Raw genomic sequence first — 16,975 nt, 5'->3', positions numbered from 1 at the left:
AGATGAGATTTCCCTTTGAGCAATCAAGAAAGACCCCTCAGAGACGATGAGGTAGATAGGTCATGGGTGGAAGCACGGCGACGTGTGGAGCTGAATGATACTAATCGGTCGAGGCTTTGATCTAGAAATGGTTTGAACTTGATGAGTCTTCAGTTTTCAGGGAACAATTCCCTTGTCTGGTGGCGATAGCGAAGCGGCCACACCCGTTCCCATGCCGAACACGGAAGTTAAGCGCTTCAGCGCCGAAAGTAGTTGGGGGTCTCCCCCTGTGAGGATAGGACGTTGCCAGGCAAGATCGTTCCGCAATAGCTCAGTGGTAGAGCAACCGGCTGTTAACCGGTAGGTCGTAGGTTCAAATCCTACTTGCGGAGCCAATAAGGCCCGTTGGTCAAGCGGTTAAGACACCGCCCTTTCACGGCGGTAACACGGGTTCGATTCCCGTACGGGTCACCATTTTGGAGGATTAGCTCAGCTGGGAGAGCACCTGCCTTACAAGCAGGGGGTCGGCGGTTCGATCCCGTCATCCTCCACCATTTTAATTAACCAATCAAACCATATATGCCGGTGTAGCTCAGTTGGTAGAGCATCTGACTTGTAATCAGAGGGTCGAGGGTTCAAATCCTTTCGCCGGCACTCCTTGGGGGGGTAGCGAAGTGGCTAAACGCGGCGGACTGTAAATCCGCTCCCTCGGGTTCGGCGGTTCGAATCCGCCCCCCCCCACCAGGTTTGAGCCATTAGCTCAGTTGGTAGAGCATCTGACTTTTAATCAGAGGGTCGCAGGTTCGAGCCCTGCATGGCTCACCATTTTTTTCGCGGAAGTAGTTCAGTGGTAGAATACGACCTTGCCAAGGTCGGGGTCGCGGGTTCGAATCCCGTCTTCCGCTCCATATTTATTCCCTGTAACGGGGCCTTAGCTCAGCTGGGAGAGCGCCTGCCTTGCACGCAGGAGGTCAGCGGTTCGATCCCGCTAGGCTCCACCACTTGTTTTTTTCTTAAGTTACTTACGACTTAAGTTTTTTTTTGCCTAAATCCATGAAACCATTCACTTAAGAGTACAGAGAAAGGCAGCCTGCCACCATTCAGGCTGCCTTTTTGCATGTTTATTCACCGGCGTGTTAAGTTGAACCACACATTTGGTAGCGTTTACAATGTAGGTATCAATCGCTCAAGGGGGAATGGCTATGCAATGGTCATATATTGAAGTACCACTCCGTTACGGACAGGGGAAACACGGAGTCGATCAAGGTCCAACTAAATTGCGAACACTCGGAATCGAGGCGTTACTGCCAACGGGGACGCTACAACAAACGATTCGCGTCTTGCCAGAGTCAGAAATTCAAGTGAATGAAGAACATTTAAAGCGCGTAGACGGCGTCTTGTATACGGTCAATGAGCTGGCAGACGTCGTTGCTGCCGATATTGAAGCAAATCGATTCCCGTTGATCGTTGGGGGCGATCACAGCATGGCAATCGGGACACTCGCTGGGCTCGCCAAAACCGGACCGTACGGAGTAATTTGGGTCGATGCCCATGCTGATTTGAATACGGGGGAAACATCACCGTCAGGCAATATCCACGGGATGCCGCTTGCCGCTGCGATGGGTCTAGGTGACATCCGATTGACGGAAGTCGGTGGGCGTGAACCAAAGCTTGCGCCAGAACATCTAGTGTATATCGCTTTACGTGATATTGATGAGGGAGAGATGCGAGCGATTAAGCAGCTTGGAATCAAGGTCGTGACGGTCGAAGAAGTTCGGACACGTGGCGTCGAGACAATCATGGCTGAAACGATCGAGTATTTACGTGACCGTGTCGATCGCTTCTATCTAAGCTTTGATATGGACAGTTTGGACGCTCAACTCGTCCCCGGAACAGGGACCCCAGTCGAGGGCGGTTTGACGGCTGAAGAAGGGAAAGCAATTTTGGCGGAAGCGATGAAAGCCGACGAGTTGATTGCGATCGAGCTCGTCGAATTGAACCCTGCACTTGACCAAGAGGATACAACCGCTCAACTCGCCTTCAGTTTATGCGAAACGATTTTGAAATCCAAAGAAAACCTGTTACTGGAAAGCAAAATAGTCTAACCGCCTTACAGTTTCCAAATCCGTTTGCTACAATGGGTTTGGAAACTTTTTTTGTGTGATGTGAAACCTGATCAGACAACTGAACGTATACTGTATTGACCGCATAGGTTGCGGAGAGGGGAAGTGGATTGATGGAACGGCTGACCACCCGTTTAGTAGACGAATTAAGGTCGGGGAATCACGATTCGTTTGCTGAGCTGGTAGAACTGTACAAGGATGGTGTCTTTGCCGTCGCCTTTAAGATTTTATACGATCGTGGCGAAGCCGAGGATGCTGCCCAAGAGACGTTCATTCGTGCATATACCCGGATTGATACGTATGATCCGCAGTATAAGTTCAAGACATGGTTGTATCGAATCGCCACGAACGTCGCCATCGACCGTCTCCGAAAGCGAAAGCCGGAGTACTCGATGGATGCCGAAATCGCTGGCACGGATGGTCTCACCTATCAAGACCATTTGGCCGATGATGCCCCCCAACCCGACGCCCAAGTCGTTCACCGCGAGATTCGAGGCGAAATGCATGAGGCAATCCAGCAACTGCCGGACAAATATCGTATCCCGTTACTGCTCAAGTACGTGGACGATTTGTCGCTCAAAGAAATTAGCGTCATGATCGATATGCCGGTCGCAACGGTTAAAACAAGGATCTTCCGGGGAAGAGAAATGTTAAAAACAATCTTTCAAAACAGGGAGGGGTTCAATTGACTCCTGAAGAGAAACTGCAACAATACTTGGAAGATGGCATCCTGCCCGAAGAATCTGACGAATTACGTCAATTACTAGAGGACGAAGCCTTATACGAGGCGTACCTTCAGTACGAACGAATAGATGCCGAACTTAAAGCACTTCCACGTCCTAAGCTATCAGACGATTTTACGGCGCGCGTGATGGCGGCCATTCCTGAAGCGAAAACGTCTCCGCCGGCGACACCGGTCGTGCGTCTTGAAGACCGTCCACGGCCACGGAGAAAACCGCATTCGAAACAGATGACTTGGTTCCGGAAGCATCCGGGACTCGTCGCGGCCTTACTATTCTTTAGTTTAATGTCGAGCGCGACACTCGGTTTATGGAACGGGTCTACCGAAACCATGACGTACACGAAAGTACCTGGAATCGTTGTCACAGCGAACGAGGTCGTCGTACCGAAAGACGTCATCGTCGATCGTGACATTACGGTCCAAGGTGGGGACCTGCGGATCGAAGGTACCGTCAACGGCAATGCGACAGCCGTGCACGGCCGAGCCTATTTGGCCAGTGCGGGTGAAGTGACCGGAGAGCTCGAACAAATCGAGCAGATTTTTGAGTGGGTTTGGTACTCCATCAAACAAATACTTTAAGAGAGGCGCCTCAGGGCGTCTTTTTTCATTCGTTTCAATCTGGTTTCGTTTTGTCATCTAACGATGCGTCGTTTGGGAAATATGATATAATGAAACTTGCACGAATTGGCTAGGTAGTTGAGGAGGGGAGCATTTGCCGCTACTTGAAAAGGTTTCAATCTTATCATTTTTTAGTCTTTCAGAGAACGTACATTGGTACGATTATTTGAATGACGTTTTAGATATTGTCGTCGTCACGTACGTCATCTATAAACTGATGATGATCGTCCGTGGGACAAAAGCGGTCCAACTGATAAAAGGGATTTCAATCATCCTCGTCAGCTGGTTCCTCAGCGGATTTTTTGGTTTAAAGACGTTACAGTTCTTGCTGAACCAAGTGATCACGTATGGTTTGCTTGGGATCATCATCATCTTCCAACCAGAACTTCGACGTGGGCTTGAGCACTTAGGGCGAACGAGCAATTTGTTCGGTCGTACGAGCACGAGCGATGAGGACAAGCAACGACAAATGATCGAAGCGATTGTCAGTTCGGCACAGTACATGTCGAAACGTCGAATTGGGGCGTTGATCGCGATTGAACGAGATACCGGATTGAACGAATACGTTGAAACCGGTATCCGGATGGACTCGCACATCACGTCACAACTGATCATCAATTTATTTATTCCGAATACACCGCTTCACGATGGGGCGATGATTATCCAAGACGGGAAAATTGCAGCGGCGGCTTGTTATTTACCGCTCTCGGAAAGCCCGCACATCGATAAGGCGCTCGGGACGAGACACCGGGCCGCGATCGGGGTCAGTGAAGTGACCGATAGCGTGACGCTCACCGTTTCAGAAGAGACGGGTGCGGTATCTCTAGCGATTGCTGGACGTTTATACCGCGAGCTAGACGAGGAGGCACTTCGCAACAAGTTGATCCAAGAACTTGTTATTGAAGAAAAAGAGACGACACTCTCGTTCTTTAATAAAAAAGGGGGGGACAAGTAAGTGATTGATCAGTGGTTACAACATAAATGGTTTCTCCGCATCATCGCACTTGCTTTGGCCATCCTTCTTTATTTTATGGTCGCCGAGACGAGCTCGTCGACCAATTCAACAAATGCATTGCCGATTGTCGGGCAAAGCTCGATGTCGCTTGACGTTCCTGTCGAAGTATTTTTCGATGAAGTACAATACGTCGCGTACAACGTTCCGGAAGAGATGAACGTTGAGCTGCAAGGTCCATCGAGTAGTTTGACGATGACAAAATTGGTGAAAGATTATCAAGTGTTCGTCGATTTAACGAACCTCGGTACTGGGTTCCATCGTGTCCCGGTGGAAGCACGAGGTTTCGGCGGTGACGTCAACGTAAAGCTTGAGCGGGACACTGTTGAAATTTACATCGATCGCAAACAGACAGTTGAAGTGCCCGTTTCGGTCAACTTGTTAAATAAAGACCAGTTGCCGGAAGGGTATGTGGTCGGAGAAGCGGAAATCGAGCCGGCGACTGTAAAAGTGTCTGGTGGCGAAAGCCGGATTCAAAACGTAAAAGAAATCACATTGAACGTCGATGTGGCGAATCAAAATCAGACGTTCACGCGTGAGGTGCCGCCGACGATTTTAGATGCGAACGGAAACCCGCTTAACGTGACGGTCGAACCGAACATCATCAACGTCACGGTTCCTGTCTATGAACAAAGTGCCGTGTTCCCGATTGAAGCTGTCACGACCGGCGAAGTTGCCGATAAATTCAGGCTCGTTGACACGTTGTTAGAGGAAACAGAAGTCCGTGTTTTCGCACCGCGCGAAGTGCTCGATGCACTAGACCGTGTTGAGACCGAGCCGATTGACCTTGATGGCGTCGATCAGACGGGGAAAGTGACAGCGAAGCTTGTCCTGCCTGAAGGCGCATCATCGCTCGCTGCCGAACAAGTGGAAGTCCAGCTACTCGTCCGAGCGGATGATCAAACGCGAGATGATACCGGGGAATTGACGGAACGCATCCGTTTAACCGTGCCTGTCACGGTCAGAGGCTATGATCGGACGAACTATACGCTTCAAGCACCGGAAGTCGTCAGCGTCACATTGTCAGGTAAACGATCACTCCTTGAGAGCGTGACGTCGAACAGCATCAGTGTGACACTAGATTTGACGGGTCTGCCGAGTGGTTTGCATGGGGTCGATGTAGACTATGAAGTACCGAAAGGCGCGACGGTCGTCTCGCCGAAAACAATCGACGTCGAGTTAACGAGCGTCGAAGACCAAACCGAAACGTCTTCGCTTCAATGAGACGTTCAATCATACAAAAGTGAGGAAACGAATATATGGGTAAATATTTTGGAACAGATGGGGTCCGCGGTGTCGCGAACTCAGAATTGACAGCAGAACTAGCTTATCGTTTAGGACGCATTGGTGGTTACGTGTTATCGAAGCACTTGCCAGCCGGTGAGCAGCCGAAAGTATTGATCGGGCGTGACACACGCATTTCAGGTCATATGCTCGAAGGCGCACTGATCGCAGGTCTTTTGTCAATCGGAGCGGAAGTGATGCGTCTCGGTGTCATCTCGACACCAGGTGTGGCTTACTTGACGAAGTCGCTTGACGCGACAGCAGGTGTCATGATCTCAGCTTCACATAACCCGGTTGCCGACAACGGCATCAAATTCTTCGGTAGCGACGGTTTCAAGCTCGATGATGCGACCGAAGCAGAGATCGAAACGATTCTCGACGCTGCGGAAGATACACTCCCGCGTCCGACAGGGAAAGATCTCGGATTCGTCTCGGACTACTATGAAGGAGCACAAAAGTACCTTCAACTCTTGAAGCAGACGGTTGATGAGGACCTCGATGGTCTCCATATCGCCCTCGACTGTGCCCACGGCGCGACGAGCGGCCTTGCGGCTCGCTTGTTCGCTGACCTTGAAGCGAACGTCTCGACAATCGGGAACTCGCCGAACGGGTTGAACATTAACGAAGGCGTCGGCTCGACACATCCGGAACACTTGGCACAATTCGTTCGCGAAAAGGGAGCGGACATGGGCCTTGCGTTTGACGGAGACGGAGACCGCTTGATTGCAATCGATGAAAACGGCGACATCGTCGACGGCGATAAAATCATGTACATTTGCGGAAAATACTTGAGCGAAAAAGGTCGTTTGAAAGACAATACGATTGTCGCGACGGTCATGAGTAACCTTGGCTTCCACAAAGCAGTCGAAGACGCAGGTATGACGGCTCTTCAAACAGCTGTCGGTGACCGTTACGTCGTCGAAGAGATGAAGAAGCATAACTACACGCTCGGTGGCGAGCAGTCGGGTCATCTCATCTTCCTCGATTACTCGACGACGGGCGACGGTATGCTCTCGGGTGTCCAACTCGCACAAATCGTGAAGACGACAGGACGCAAGCTGTCTGAACTAGCAGCTGAAATGCCGGTCTATCCACAAACGCTCGTCAACATTCGCGTCACGAATAAACAGGATGCGATGACAGGGGAGCGCGTGCTCACAACGATTCAAGAAGCGGAAGCTGAAATGAACGGCAACGGGCGTATTCTCGTCCGTGCATCAGGTACAGAGCCACTCGTTCGAGTGATGGCTGAAGCGCCGACGAAGGAAGACTGCGACCGTTACGTCGAACAAATCGCTCAAGTCGTCCGTGAAGATTACGGTGTTGAAGGATAATTTTGTCGAAACAGGGAATAACACAAGGGAATCCAATTTTGGGTTCCCTTTTTGTTTCCGTTTTGTCACTGTGAAATCATCTGATTTTCTTGACGGATGGGGGTGTGATTTGTACTATTAAGAGCGTGACCTTAGAAACGGAGGGGCACAAAGTACGAGAAAGCGCCAGAACTCTTTATGAGTTGACGAGGTTGGAGGTTATCGAGATTTCGGCGGATGCCTCCTAGTCGCCTGTCACGACTAAAAGCAATCCCTCAAAACGTCCGGGTGACCGGACGGCCAAAGGGGAACGCATTGACAGCTCTTTGAAAAAGCCCGTTTCCTTTTTCGAGAAATCGAATATAGAGGAGATTTTTGTATGTGTGGAATTGTAGGAATGATTGGGAATACCGGAGCGAAGGAAATCCTTCTCAAAGGTTTAGAGAAACTCGAGTACCGCGGTTATGACTCGGCAGGTCTTGCGTTGATGCACGATAACGTCAACGTTCATAAGGAAGTCGGTCGCATCGCTGCGCTACGCGAAGTCGTCCCAGCAGAAGTAGACGGATTGATCGGAATCGGCCACACACGTTGGGCGACACACGGGGTACCGAGCGTACCGAACGCCCACCCGCACCAGAGCACGACGGGCCGCTTCACGCTCGTCCACAACGGCGTCATCGAGAACGACGAGCAGATCAAGGCGACGCTCGACGCACCGTTCCTCTCAGAGACGGACACGGAAGTCATCGTTCAATTGATGGAGAAGAACTCCGTCGAGCTTGGTGACGTCGAATCGGCGTTCCGCAAGACGCTCTCAGAGCTCCACGGCTCGTACGCGATCGCGATGATCGACTCAGAGGACCGCGAACGCCTCTATATCGGTAAGAACAAGTCGCCGCTCCTCGTCGGACTTGGTGATGGCACGTTCAACGTCGTCGCGTCGGACGCGATGGCGATGCTCCAAGTGACGGACCAGTACCTCGAGCTCCACGACGGCGAGATCGTCATCTTGACACGTGAGTCGGCGACGATCAAGACGCTCGACGGCGACGTGCTCGAGCGCGCGCCGTACACGGCCGAGATCGATGCGTCAGACATCGAGAAGGGCACGTACGCGCACTACATGTTGAAGGAGATGGACGAGCAACCGGCCGTCATCCGCAACATCATCCAACACTACCAGAACGACAATGGCGACATCGAGCTCACAGAAGGCGTCCGTTCGCTCGTCTCAGAAGCCGACCGCATCTACATCGTCGCTTGTGGCACGAGTTACCATGCTGGTCTCGTCGGCAAGCAATTGATCGAGCGTGTCGCTGGTGTGCCGACTGAAGTGCACGTCGCGTCAGAATTCGGTTACAACATGCCGCTCCTCACGGAGAAACCATTGTTCCTCTTCATCTCACAATCAGGTGAGACAGCCGACAGCCGTGCCGTCCTCGTCGAAGTGAAGAAGCGCGGCTACAAAGCGCTCACACTCACGAACGTTGCCGGTTCAACGCTGTCGCGTGAAGCGAATGAGACGATGCTCCTCCATGCTGGCCCTGAGATCGCGGTCGCATCGACGAAAGCTTACACGGCGCAAATCGCCGTGCTGGCGATCCTTGCTTACGACATCGCTCGTGCGAACGGGAAGAAGCTTCCGTTCGACCTCATGACGGAACTCGCTCGCATCGCGACGATCATGGATTCGGTCATGGCTCAAAAAGAAATCTTTGAGCAGTTGGCTGACAAGTTCTTGAAAGAATCACGTAACGCGTTCTTCCTCGGTCGTGGGATGGACTCATACGTTGGTCTTGAAGGCGCGCTCAAGCTGAAAGAGATCTCGTATATTCAAGCGGAAGGCTACCCAGGCGGTGAGCTCAAGCACGGACCGATCGCGTTGATCGAAGACGGCACACCGGTCATCACGCTCGTCTCGCAACCGAACACGCACCTCAACATCCGTGGAAACATCAAGGAAGTTGTCGCTCGTGGCGCAGTTGCCTGCACGATCTCGATGGAAGGCATGGAACACGAGAGTGATTCATTCGTCTTGCCGCGTGTCGAGCCGTTGCTTACACCACTCGTAACAGTACTCCCGCTTCAACTCATCTCATATTACGCTGCACTCGCACGTGACTGTGATGTCGACAAGCCACGTAACTTGGCGAAGTCAGTAACTGTAGAATAAAGAGTAGGCCAAGATCTTTCGAGATCTTGGCCTTTTTTTGTGATTTACGTTGCGTCAACCGGCTTGATATACTGAGTTTATAAACGACTAAGGAGAGAACGCCATGCGAATCCAAACATTTAAAACATTCATCCTGCCGGAGGAAGTGCGTTCATAAGTTGGCCCACCTCCTCCGATGATTCACCGTATTGGAACAATCATATCGGAGGACTACCCAATTGAAGATTCAACAACTGTATTACATGGTCACGAGTTCGCGCTCACTTGTCATCCAGATGGTATTCACGCTGAACGCCATCTATTACGTGACGACCGCCGAGCTTAACGCGTTGCAGCTCGTCTTGATTGGCACGATTTTAGAAGTATCGATTTTCCTGTTCGAGCTGCCGACGGGACTCGTCGCGGATTTGTACGGCCGCAAACGGTCGATTGTCATCGGCACCGGTTTGATCGGACTAGCCCACTTGTTAGAAGGCGGCATCCCAGAGTTTTGGGCCATCGCAATCGCCTCTTCACTGTGGGGAATCGGTTGGACGTTCATCAGCGGGGCCGAGCAGGCGTGGATTGCCGATGAGATGGGGAACCAGGAGTTAGAACAGGTGTTTTTACGAGGCGCTCAGTACAGTTCACTCGGTCGCTTTATCGGGATTGGGATAGCGGTGCTATTCGCAGAAATGACGTCCGTGCAAACGACGATTGTCGTCGCTGGAGGTTTGTTAATAGGACTCGCGCTCCTCATCTGGAAAGTAATCCCGGAAACGAGGTTTGAGCCGATCACCCGAGCTGGCACCTCAAATCTGCTTCAGGCGAAGCAGACGGTAGCAGAAGGCTACGCCCATATCCGCGGCAATACGATCCTCGTTGGGTTGGCCGCCATCACGCTCGTCTGGGGACTCGCGAGCGAAGGGTTCGACCGGTTGTGGGGCGCTCATTTGATCGATACGTTTCGGTTGTCAGAACAAGCGGCCATCTATTGGTTCGGCCTGTTTTATGCCGTTGCGTTTTTACTGAACATGCTCGTCCTCAAAGGTGTCGAGACGTACATCAAAGGACGCTACGCGACGACATTGTTTTGGTTCAACGTTTTGCTCATCCTCACGATGCTTGCGTTCGCATGGGTCGGACAATTCTTTGTGGCCGTCTTGTTGTATTGGACGATTGCCGCGCTTCGGAACGTGCATTATCCGCTCATGAGCGTCATGACGAACGAGCGGCTCCCGTCCAAGGGCCGGGCGACGATTTTGTCGATGTTCGGTCAAGTCGATGCGTTCGGCCAAGTCGCCGGCGGTCCACTCATCGGCCTCGTCGCCCTATATACGTCGATTCAAGGGGGGCTCGGGGTGTCAGCACTGTTGCTATTACCGATGCTCTATTTTTTAAGAAGGATTAAGCATCACTAATTCGAAGACCGTGCCTCGATTCGTTCGAGGACGGTTTTTTCAGTTAGATAACGAATCCGCTACAAATGTCTTGTCCGAGCGCAATCAGGGTACAGTAAATATGAGACGGCACAAATGAGGGGAGCGATTCGATGAAACAAAAGAAATGGGCGACGACACTTGGTGCCATGTTGCTCGCGACGTCACTCGCCGCCTGCGGTGATACGACAGAAGAAGACCAAGCGATTGACGTGACAGAAGAACAAATCGCAGAGCAAGAAGAGGAGCATGGCGCAATGGACCATTCGGGATCGGGTGAGGTGCCTGCCGAGTTAGAAGAAGCGGCAGACCCGACGTATCCGATTGATTCGATGGCCGTGTTGACTGCGGACCATATGCTTGAGATGGAAGGCGCGGAAGCGAAAATCGTCGGTGCTTATGAGACTACAGCTTACGCGGTCACGTATACACCGACAGATGGCGGGGAACCGGTCGAGAATCACAAATGGGTGATTCATGAAGAACTCGATACATCCGAACCGGCCCCGCTTGCTGATGGGACCGAGGTGACGCTTCAGGCCGATCATATGGAAGGCATGGACGGCGCGACCGCGACGATCGACTCCAGTGAACAAACGACCGTGTATATGGTCAACTTCATGTTGCAAGACGGAGAAGAAGTGACGAATCATAAATGGGTGACTGAAAATGAATTAGAACCGAAAGAGTGACGAGAAGACTAAAAACAGGGCGATGCCCTGTTTTTCTATGGAGTTTGAAACATTTCATGTCGCGTTACGTATAAGACAGGAAACACGAATGAAAAGAGGAAACAATATGGTTCACACATGGAATGAGCGAGCGCATACTGCGTTAAAAGGGAAGACGGGGATGTTGCTCATCTGGTCGTTCGCGTGCTCGGTTCTATTAGAGATAGGATTGATGGTAGACACGACCTATTACGGCTTGGCGATAGAATCTGTTGCGCTGACCGTCCTTAGTCTTGGTGGTATCTTATTTTACATAGCCCTCTACCCAGTTATCGTCGGATACAACTGGATTATGTTAGAGACGGTACGAGGCCAGACAGTTCGATTGAGTGACGTCTTCGCTCCGTTTCGTCACCGCTACGGGAAGCACCTGCTTGCGACGCTTCTCGTCATGTTGTTCCAAGTCTTATGGACACTATTGTTGGTCGTACCTGGCATCGTGAAGTACTTCTCGTATGCATTCACGTATTTCATCTTGCGCGACGAGCCGGACCTGTCCATTACAGAGGCAATTACGAAATCAAGGGATTTGATGCGCGGACAAAAATGGGATGCGTTCAAACTAATTTTGCCGTTTATCCCGATGTATTTAGTCGGTTGGATTTTTTACATACAGCTCGAATTGGTCGTTCTCGGCTCATGGATTTTTCTTGTCGCGACGTCACTCATTCGTCCGTTCATCGTCAGTCGGTTTGCGGTCATGTATGAAGACGCACGTCGGGCGTATGACGAGCAGTGGAACCGCTCGGCATGAAGCGCATCGAGTCTGATGTGACACGCTGACTCGTGATACAATCTTCCTGAAAGAGGGGGAATGCACATGAATATTGGAATCATTGGGGCAGGACTTAGTGGGATTGTCGCAGCACGGGAACTCGTCCGGCAAGGACATACGGTTGAACTGATTGAGAAGAGCCAGAGCGTCGGTGGACGCTTGGCGACCCGACGGATCGGGGCCGGGAAAGCCGATCACGGGGCCGTCTATTTCACCGTACGCGGGGAAGCGCTTAAACAGGCGGTCGCCGATTGGGTCGAGCGGGACTGGGTAAGCGTCTGGTACGCCGACCCGTATCCGCGGTACATCGCCCGTGACGGCATGAACGCGCTCGCCAAACAGTTGGCCGACGGCTTGACCGTCCAATTGAACGAGCGGGTCGAGACGGTCAGTATGGAGAGTGGGACGGTCGTCGTCACGACAGACGTGGCGACGCGCCACTATGACCGTCTCCTCATCACGTCACCGCTCCCACAGACGTTCGAGCTGCTCGCTGACTTATCGAGTCAGGTGGCTGAGTCGTTGCGTGAGCTGACTTACGCCCCGACGTTCGTCGGATTGTTCGAGTTCGCGGGCGACACCCAAATCGGTGCGGACGGGATTATCGATACGGACTTGGCACCTGGTCTGTTGAAAATTATCAACAACCGGCAAAAAGGCATCTCGGCGACAGAACTCGTCAGCGTCTACATGGATGAGGCGTGGAGTGAAGCTTGGTATGAGCGGCCAAGTGAAGACACGCTTCTAGAAATCGAGCGGTTGCTAACAACCGTGACCGGAGACGTAGCGATTCAGTCGAGACAGTTGAAGCGGTGGCGCTACGCCCAGGCGACAGACGTTTGGCACGAGCCGTACTATAAATTGAACGACGCACCGATTTACTTGGCGGGCGACGTCTTCCTCGAGCCGGACGACGCTTCAGGGCGGACCCGGTTCGAAAGTGCGTACGTCTCGGGTCTCCGCGTTGCGGCAGCGATGCGGTCCTAAACCTTCTGCGGAAGGTTTTTTTGATCACGACGATACGATTTTGAGAAAGGAGGCGTTAATTACGTGAATCGGGTGAGTCTGAAACCGTTGCGCATACAGGACGAAATCGCATTGTACACGTTTGAATGTGAGAACCGACCCTATTTCGAACGTTACGTCCCGAGCCGTGGAGACGCGTACTATGAACCTGAAGCATTTCGTCAGGCGTTGGAACATTTGTTGGCCGAACAAGTGAACGGGGATGGATATTATTATTTGATTTGGCATGGTGAGTCCATCGTGGGGCGTCTCAACGTCCATCATGTCAATTTCGAGACCGGGGAAATCGGCTATCGAATCGGTGGGGACTATGTAGGTCGTGGATATGCCACCGCAGCCCTTCAGCAATTACTTACGCTTAACCTTCCTCGATTCACACGATTGATTGCCAAGACGACGACAGATAATAAGGCGTCCCAACACGTCTTGATGCGTTCTGGCTTTTCTCGTGAAGATGAAATACATCAGATTGAATGGGAAGGACGATTCTTATCTTTTTACACATACGTTTACGAAATGGACCGATGAAGCGCCTACTTCATCGGTCTTTTTATTTGACCTCATCTAGTTTAGGGCATAAACTATCTCTAACTAGTTTAGGGGGTAAACCAAAATGAAAGAATTGATGCGGGAGGCCGTCCAACTATTTGAAGAAGTCATGTTCCACGGAGCGGAACATGTCATTGAGGCGATGGAAGGCGACGTCTGGCGCGAGTATTCGCGTGAACAGCTCCAACTATTAAAACTGCTCGAACAGTTCGGCCCGATTCAAGCGGGTCAGTTGGCGATGAAACAAGGTGTGCATAAGAGCGCCGTTTCAAACCGCTTAAAAAAACTCGTTGAGAAACAGCTCGTCGTCAGTCGACGCGGGCAAGACCAACGCGAACGGTTGATCGAACTGACAGCGGCGGGACACCACGTCGTCGAACAGGCAGATACGGCCGTCTACCATTATGTCGAGTCACTACTCGACGGGAAAATAGATGAGGCAGAGATCGAACAGTTCGTCCGGACGTTCCGGAAAATCAAAGAGCTGCTTCGAATTGGGGAGGAATAACACGTGCGCAAAATTATTCAATGGCGCTTCGGCATCTTGATCGGTCTCGTCTTGTTGACGGCGGCCTTGTTCGTCGCGGCACCAAACTTGACCGAACAGGCAGAACAGGCGGGAAGTTTCCAACTGTCTGAAGACATGGACTCGCAACGCGCGCAAGACATCTTGAACGCTGCGGGCAAGAGCGATAAGACGATTTCGCTCGTCTATGAATTTGAAGCGCTCGGAGATGCCGAACGGGCCGATATTGCCCGGGTAATCGACGAGCTGGAACAAAATGATACGGTCGTCAAAGATGTGCTCGACCCGTTCGAGAACGCCGAGACGGAGGCACAACTCGTCTCGGAAGATGAACGTATCGTCCTCGTCCCGATCACGGTCGAAGGATCGATGGAGGACATCAACGCTTTCGCGGACGATGTCCGCGAGAACATCCTCCCGACAGACGAGACCGTCTACATCACAGGTGAAGAAATCATCAACAACGATGTGAACTTGAGTGCGCAGGAAGGGTTGAAGAAGACCGAGATCATCACGGTCGTGTTGATCTTCGGACTGCTCTTGCTCGTGTTCCGTTCAATCGTGACCCCGTTCATTCCGTTGATCGCGGTCGGGTTCACCTATCTCCTCAGCCAATCGTTCGTCGCGTTCTTCGTCGACTGGTTCGGTTTCCCGGTCTCGAACTACACACAAATTTTCCTCGTGGCGATTTTGTTCGGGATTGGGACCGACTACTGCATCCTGCTGCTTAGCCGGTATAAAGAAGAACTCAGTGCCGGGCACGCGATCGAGGACGCCATCGTCAACACGTATAAGACGGCTGGACGGACGGTGCTCATTAGTGGTCTCGCCGTATTCGTCGGCTTCGCCGCGATCGGATTTGCCGATTTCCCGATCTTCAAGTCGGCCGTCGCGGTCGCGGTCGGGATTGCCGTCTTGTTGCTTATCTTGTTCACGGTTGTGCCGTTCTTTATGGCGACGCTCAAGAATCGCTTGTTCTGGCCGTCGAAAAAAGCAGGCGAGCATCACGACAGCAAGCTGTGGGCCGGATTCAGCCGCATCTCGGTCAATCGTCCGTTCGTCTCGATCCTTGTCGTCGCACTGATCACCGTGCCGGTGTTGTTCACGTACGACGATGCCCGGTCGTTCAATACGGTCGATGAGATCGGTGACGATTACGACTCGGTACGCGGTCTCAATTTGATCTCGGAAGGGTTCGGGCAAGGCGAATCGCTCCCGGTTCAAATTATCTTGAAACAAGAGTCGGAACTGACCGAGTCGGATATTTCGTACATCGAGAAGTTCGCGAGCGAATTAGAAAAAGTCGATGGTGTGAGCGGTGTCCGTTCGATCACACGTCCGACCGGTGACGTCATCGATGATTTTTATGTCGATACGCAACTCGAACAAGTGAGTTCAGGGCTTGCCGAGGCAGAGACCGGGCTCGGTGATGTGCAAGACGGGCTCGCTCAAGTCGAGACCGGTCTAGACGCGGTCGTCAGTCAACTGCCGGCTGGTACGACGAACGCCGGGGCGCCGCTCGCAGAAGCGGCGACGGGACTCGGCCAACTGAACGCCCAACTCGGTTTGATCGGACAAGGTCTCACGGCAACGCAAAACATCCCGGCGACCGTGGCGCAACTGCAACAAGTGTCTGGTGGTCTCAGTCAGATCGAGGCGGGTATCAATGAAGCAGCGTCTGTGTTGACGGCGCAAGGTGCGCAAGTCAGTGAGCTCGGATCGGGACTCGGCCAACTCGCGACTGGTGTCGGTGAAGCGAACGCTGGGCTCGCGCAAATCGAAACCGGTCTTAGCGACGCGGTGGCGTTCCTCTCGGCACTCAGTGAAGCGGACAGCCTGCGTGATACGGGCGTCTATTTACCGGAAGGAACGCTCACGTCAGATGAGTTCGCCCCGGCCGTCGAACGTTACGTGTTCGACGAGGGGACGGCGACACAACTCGAGGTCATCCTTGATATGGACCCGTACTCGCCGGAAGCGATCGATACGGTCGAAACGTTGAAACAGACGATGGAACGTGTCGTCACGGACACTCCATTTGATGACGCGACCATCGGTTACGCCGGGATTTCAAGCATTAACAGCGATTTAAACGAGACATCGACAAACGACTTCAATCGGACCGTCGCCATCATGCTCGTGACGCTGTTCGTCGTTTTGACGGTACTATTCCGTTCGATGATCATGCCGCTCTATATGATCGGGTCACTGTTGCTCACGTACTACACGTCAGCGGCGATCACGGAGCTCATCTTCGTTGAAGGGCTCGGTTATGACGGCATCAGCTGGGCCGTACCGTTCTTCGGGTTCGTCATGTTGATCGCGCTCGGCATTGACTACTCGATCTTCCTACTCGATCGGTTCCGTGAAGAATCGATTAACGGGATGACGGTACGTGACGCGCTCGTCCACGCCATGACGAAGATGGGGACGGTCATCATGACGGCGGCCGTCATCCTCGCCGGGACGTTCGGGGCGATGATTCCGTCTGGTGTACTCAGCCTCGTCCAGATCGCGACGATCGTCATCACCGGTCTGTTGTTGTACGGGTTGATCGTGCTGCCACTTCTCATCCCGGCGATCACCGTATCGTTCGGAGACGGTGTCTGGTGGCCGTTCAAACGAAAGAATAAATGACTAAACAAGACGTCATTCAATTAAACTGTCCCTCAATTGTTAAGTACAAATGACAATTTGAGGGAC

The 16,975-nt window shown here is 52.3% G+C and carries 14 protein-coding genes, 8 tRNA genes and 2 rRNA genes; all 24 read left to right on the top strand.

Annotation, left to right across the window (positions count from 1 at the left end):
* Positions 1–124: ribosomal RNA gene (locus EVJ21_RS08615) — 23S ribosomal RNA — on the top strand; the annotation flags it as partial.
* 51 nt (positions 125–175) lie between these two features.
* Positions 176–291 (top strand): 5S ribosomal RNA (gene rrf / locus EVJ21_RS08610).
* Positions 292–299: 8 nt separating this feature from the next.
* Positions 300–374, top strand: a tRNA-Asn gene (locus tag EVJ21_RS08605).
* A 4-nt stretch (positions 375–378) separates the two neighbouring features.
* Positions 379–453 (top strand) — tRNA-Glu (locus EVJ21_RS08600).
* A 4-nt stretch (positions 454–457) separates the two neighbouring features.
* Positions 458–533, top strand: a tRNA-Val gene (locus EVJ21_RS08595).
* Between the two features lie 27 nt (positions 534–560).
* A tRNA-Thr gene (locus EVJ21_RS08590) sits at positions 561–633 on the top strand.
* Between the two features lie 6 nt (positions 634–639).
* Positions 640–723: transfer RNA gene (locus EVJ21_RS08585), tRNA-Tyr, on the top strand.
* Positions 724–728: 5 nt separating this feature from the next.
* A tRNA-Lys gene (locus EVJ21_RS08580) sits at positions 729–804 on the top strand.
* Between the two features lie 8 nt (positions 805–812).
* Positions 813–887, top strand: a tRNA-Gly gene (locus tag EVJ21_RS08575).
* A 17-nt stretch (positions 888–904) separates the two neighbouring features.
* A tRNA-Ala gene (locus tag EVJ21_RS08570) sits at positions 905–980 on the top strand.
* A gap of 201 nt (positions 981–1,181) precedes the next feature.
* Positions 1,182–2,084: an arginase gene (rocF, locus tag EVJ21_RS08565; protein WP_131464884.1), complete on the top strand. Its 903-nt coding sequence runs from the start codon at positions 1,182–1,184 to the stop codon at positions 2,082–2,084.
* 131 nt (positions 2,085–2,215) lie between these two features.
* Positions 2,216–2,791, top strand: coding sequence for an RNA polymerase sigma factor SigW (gene sigW, locus EVJ21_RS08560; RefSeq protein WP_070329318.1), 576 nt, complete (start codon positions 2,216–2,218; stop codon positions 2,789–2,791).
* Positions 2,788–3,423 carry a polymer-forming cytoskeletal protein gene (locus EVJ21_RS08555; protein WP_131464882.1) on the top strand — a complete coding sequence of 212 codons (636 nt, stop codon included), beginning with the start codon at positions 2,788–2,790 and terminating at the stop codon, positions 3,421–3,423. The genes sigW and EVJ21_RS08555 overlap by 4 nt, the downstream gene beginning before the upstream one ends.
* Before the next feature lie 133 nt (positions 3,424–3,556).
* Positions 3,557–4,417 (top strand): diadenylate cyclase CdaA, encoded by an 861-nt coding sequence (cdaA, locus tag EVJ21_RS08550; RefSeq protein WP_016508862.1) that lies wholly within the window; start codon positions 3,557–3,559, stop codon positions 4,415–4,417.
* Positions 4,418–5,698, top strand: coding sequence for a CdaR family protein (locus EVJ21_RS08545; protein ID WP_070329316.1), 1,281 nt, complete (start codon positions 4,418–4,420; stop codon positions 5,696–5,698). It begins immediately after the preceding gene.
* A 35-nt stretch (positions 5,699–5,733) separates the two neighbouring features.
* Positions 5,734–7,092 carry a phosphoglucosamine mutase gene (gene glmM, locus EVJ21_RS08540; RefSeq protein WP_071398580.1) on the top strand — a complete coding sequence of 453 codons (1,359 nt, stop codon included), beginning with the start codon at positions 5,734–5,736 and terminating at the stop codon, positions 7,090–7,092.
* A 358-nt stretch (positions 7,093–7,450) separates the two neighbouring features.
* Entirely contained in the window at positions 7,451–9,247 is a 1,797-nt protein-coding gene (glmS, locus tag EVJ21_RS08535) for a glutamine--fructose-6-phosphate transaminase (isomerizing) (RefSeq protein ID WP_131490329.1), read from the top strand.
* Positions 9,248–9,465: 218 nt separating this feature from the next.
* A complete protein-coding gene (locus tag EVJ21_RS08530) occupies positions 9,466–10,647 on the top strand; it encodes an MFS transporter (RefSeq protein ID WP_131490328.1) in 1,182 nt (393 codons plus the stop codon).
* Positions 10,648–10,778: 131 nt separating this feature from the next.
* Complete coding sequence (locus EVJ21_RS08525; protein WP_131464876.1) at positions 10,779–11,357, top strand: YdhK family protein; 579 nt, start codon at positions 10,779–10,781, stop codon at positions 11,355–11,357.
* 106 nt (positions 11,358–11,463) lie between these two features.
* Positions 11,464–12,150, top strand: coding sequence for a DUF975 family protein (locus EVJ21_RS08520; RefSeq protein ID WP_070329323.1), 687 nt, complete (start codon positions 11,464–11,466; stop codon positions 12,148–12,150).
* Between the two features lie 66 nt (positions 12,151–12,216).
* Entirely contained in the window at positions 12,217–13,158 is a 942-nt protein-coding gene (locus EVJ21_RS08515) for an NAD(P)/FAD-dependent oxidoreductase (RefSeq protein ID WP_236636575.1), read from the top strand.
* A gap of 63 nt (positions 13,159–13,221) precedes the next feature.
* Positions 13,222–13,725 carry a GNAT family N-acetyltransferase gene (locus EVJ21_RS08510; RefSeq protein ID WP_131464870.1) on the top strand — a complete coding sequence of 168 codons (504 nt, stop codon included), beginning with the start codon at positions 13,222–13,224 and terminating at the stop codon, positions 13,723–13,725.
* An 85-nt stretch (positions 13,726–13,810) separates the two neighbouring features.
* On the top strand, positions 13,811–14,254 hold the full coding sequence (locus EVJ21_RS08505) for a MarR family winged helix-turn-helix transcriptional regulator (protein WP_070329310.1): 444 nt from the start codon (positions 13,811–13,813) through the stop codon (positions 14,252–14,254).
* A 3-nt stretch (positions 14,255–14,257) separates the two neighbouring features.
* The gene (locus tag EVJ21_RS08500) at positions 14,258–16,909 is read left to right on the top strand and encodes an MMPL family transporter (RefSeq protein WP_131490326.1); all 2,652 of its coding nucleotides are present in this window, start codon (positions 14,258–14,260) and stop codon (positions 16,907–16,909) included.
* The last annotated feature ends 66 nt before the right edge of the window (positions 16,910–16,975 follow it).

Source organism: Exiguobacterium sp. SH0S2, assembly GCF_004337185.1.
GTDB lineage: Bacteria > Bacillota > Bacilli > Exiguobacteriales > Exiguobacteriaceae > Exiguobacterium > Exiguobacterium aurantiacum_A.
The sequence above is the reverse complement of the archived record's forward strand: the minus strand, read 5'-3'. Positions and strand labels throughout refer to the sequence as shown.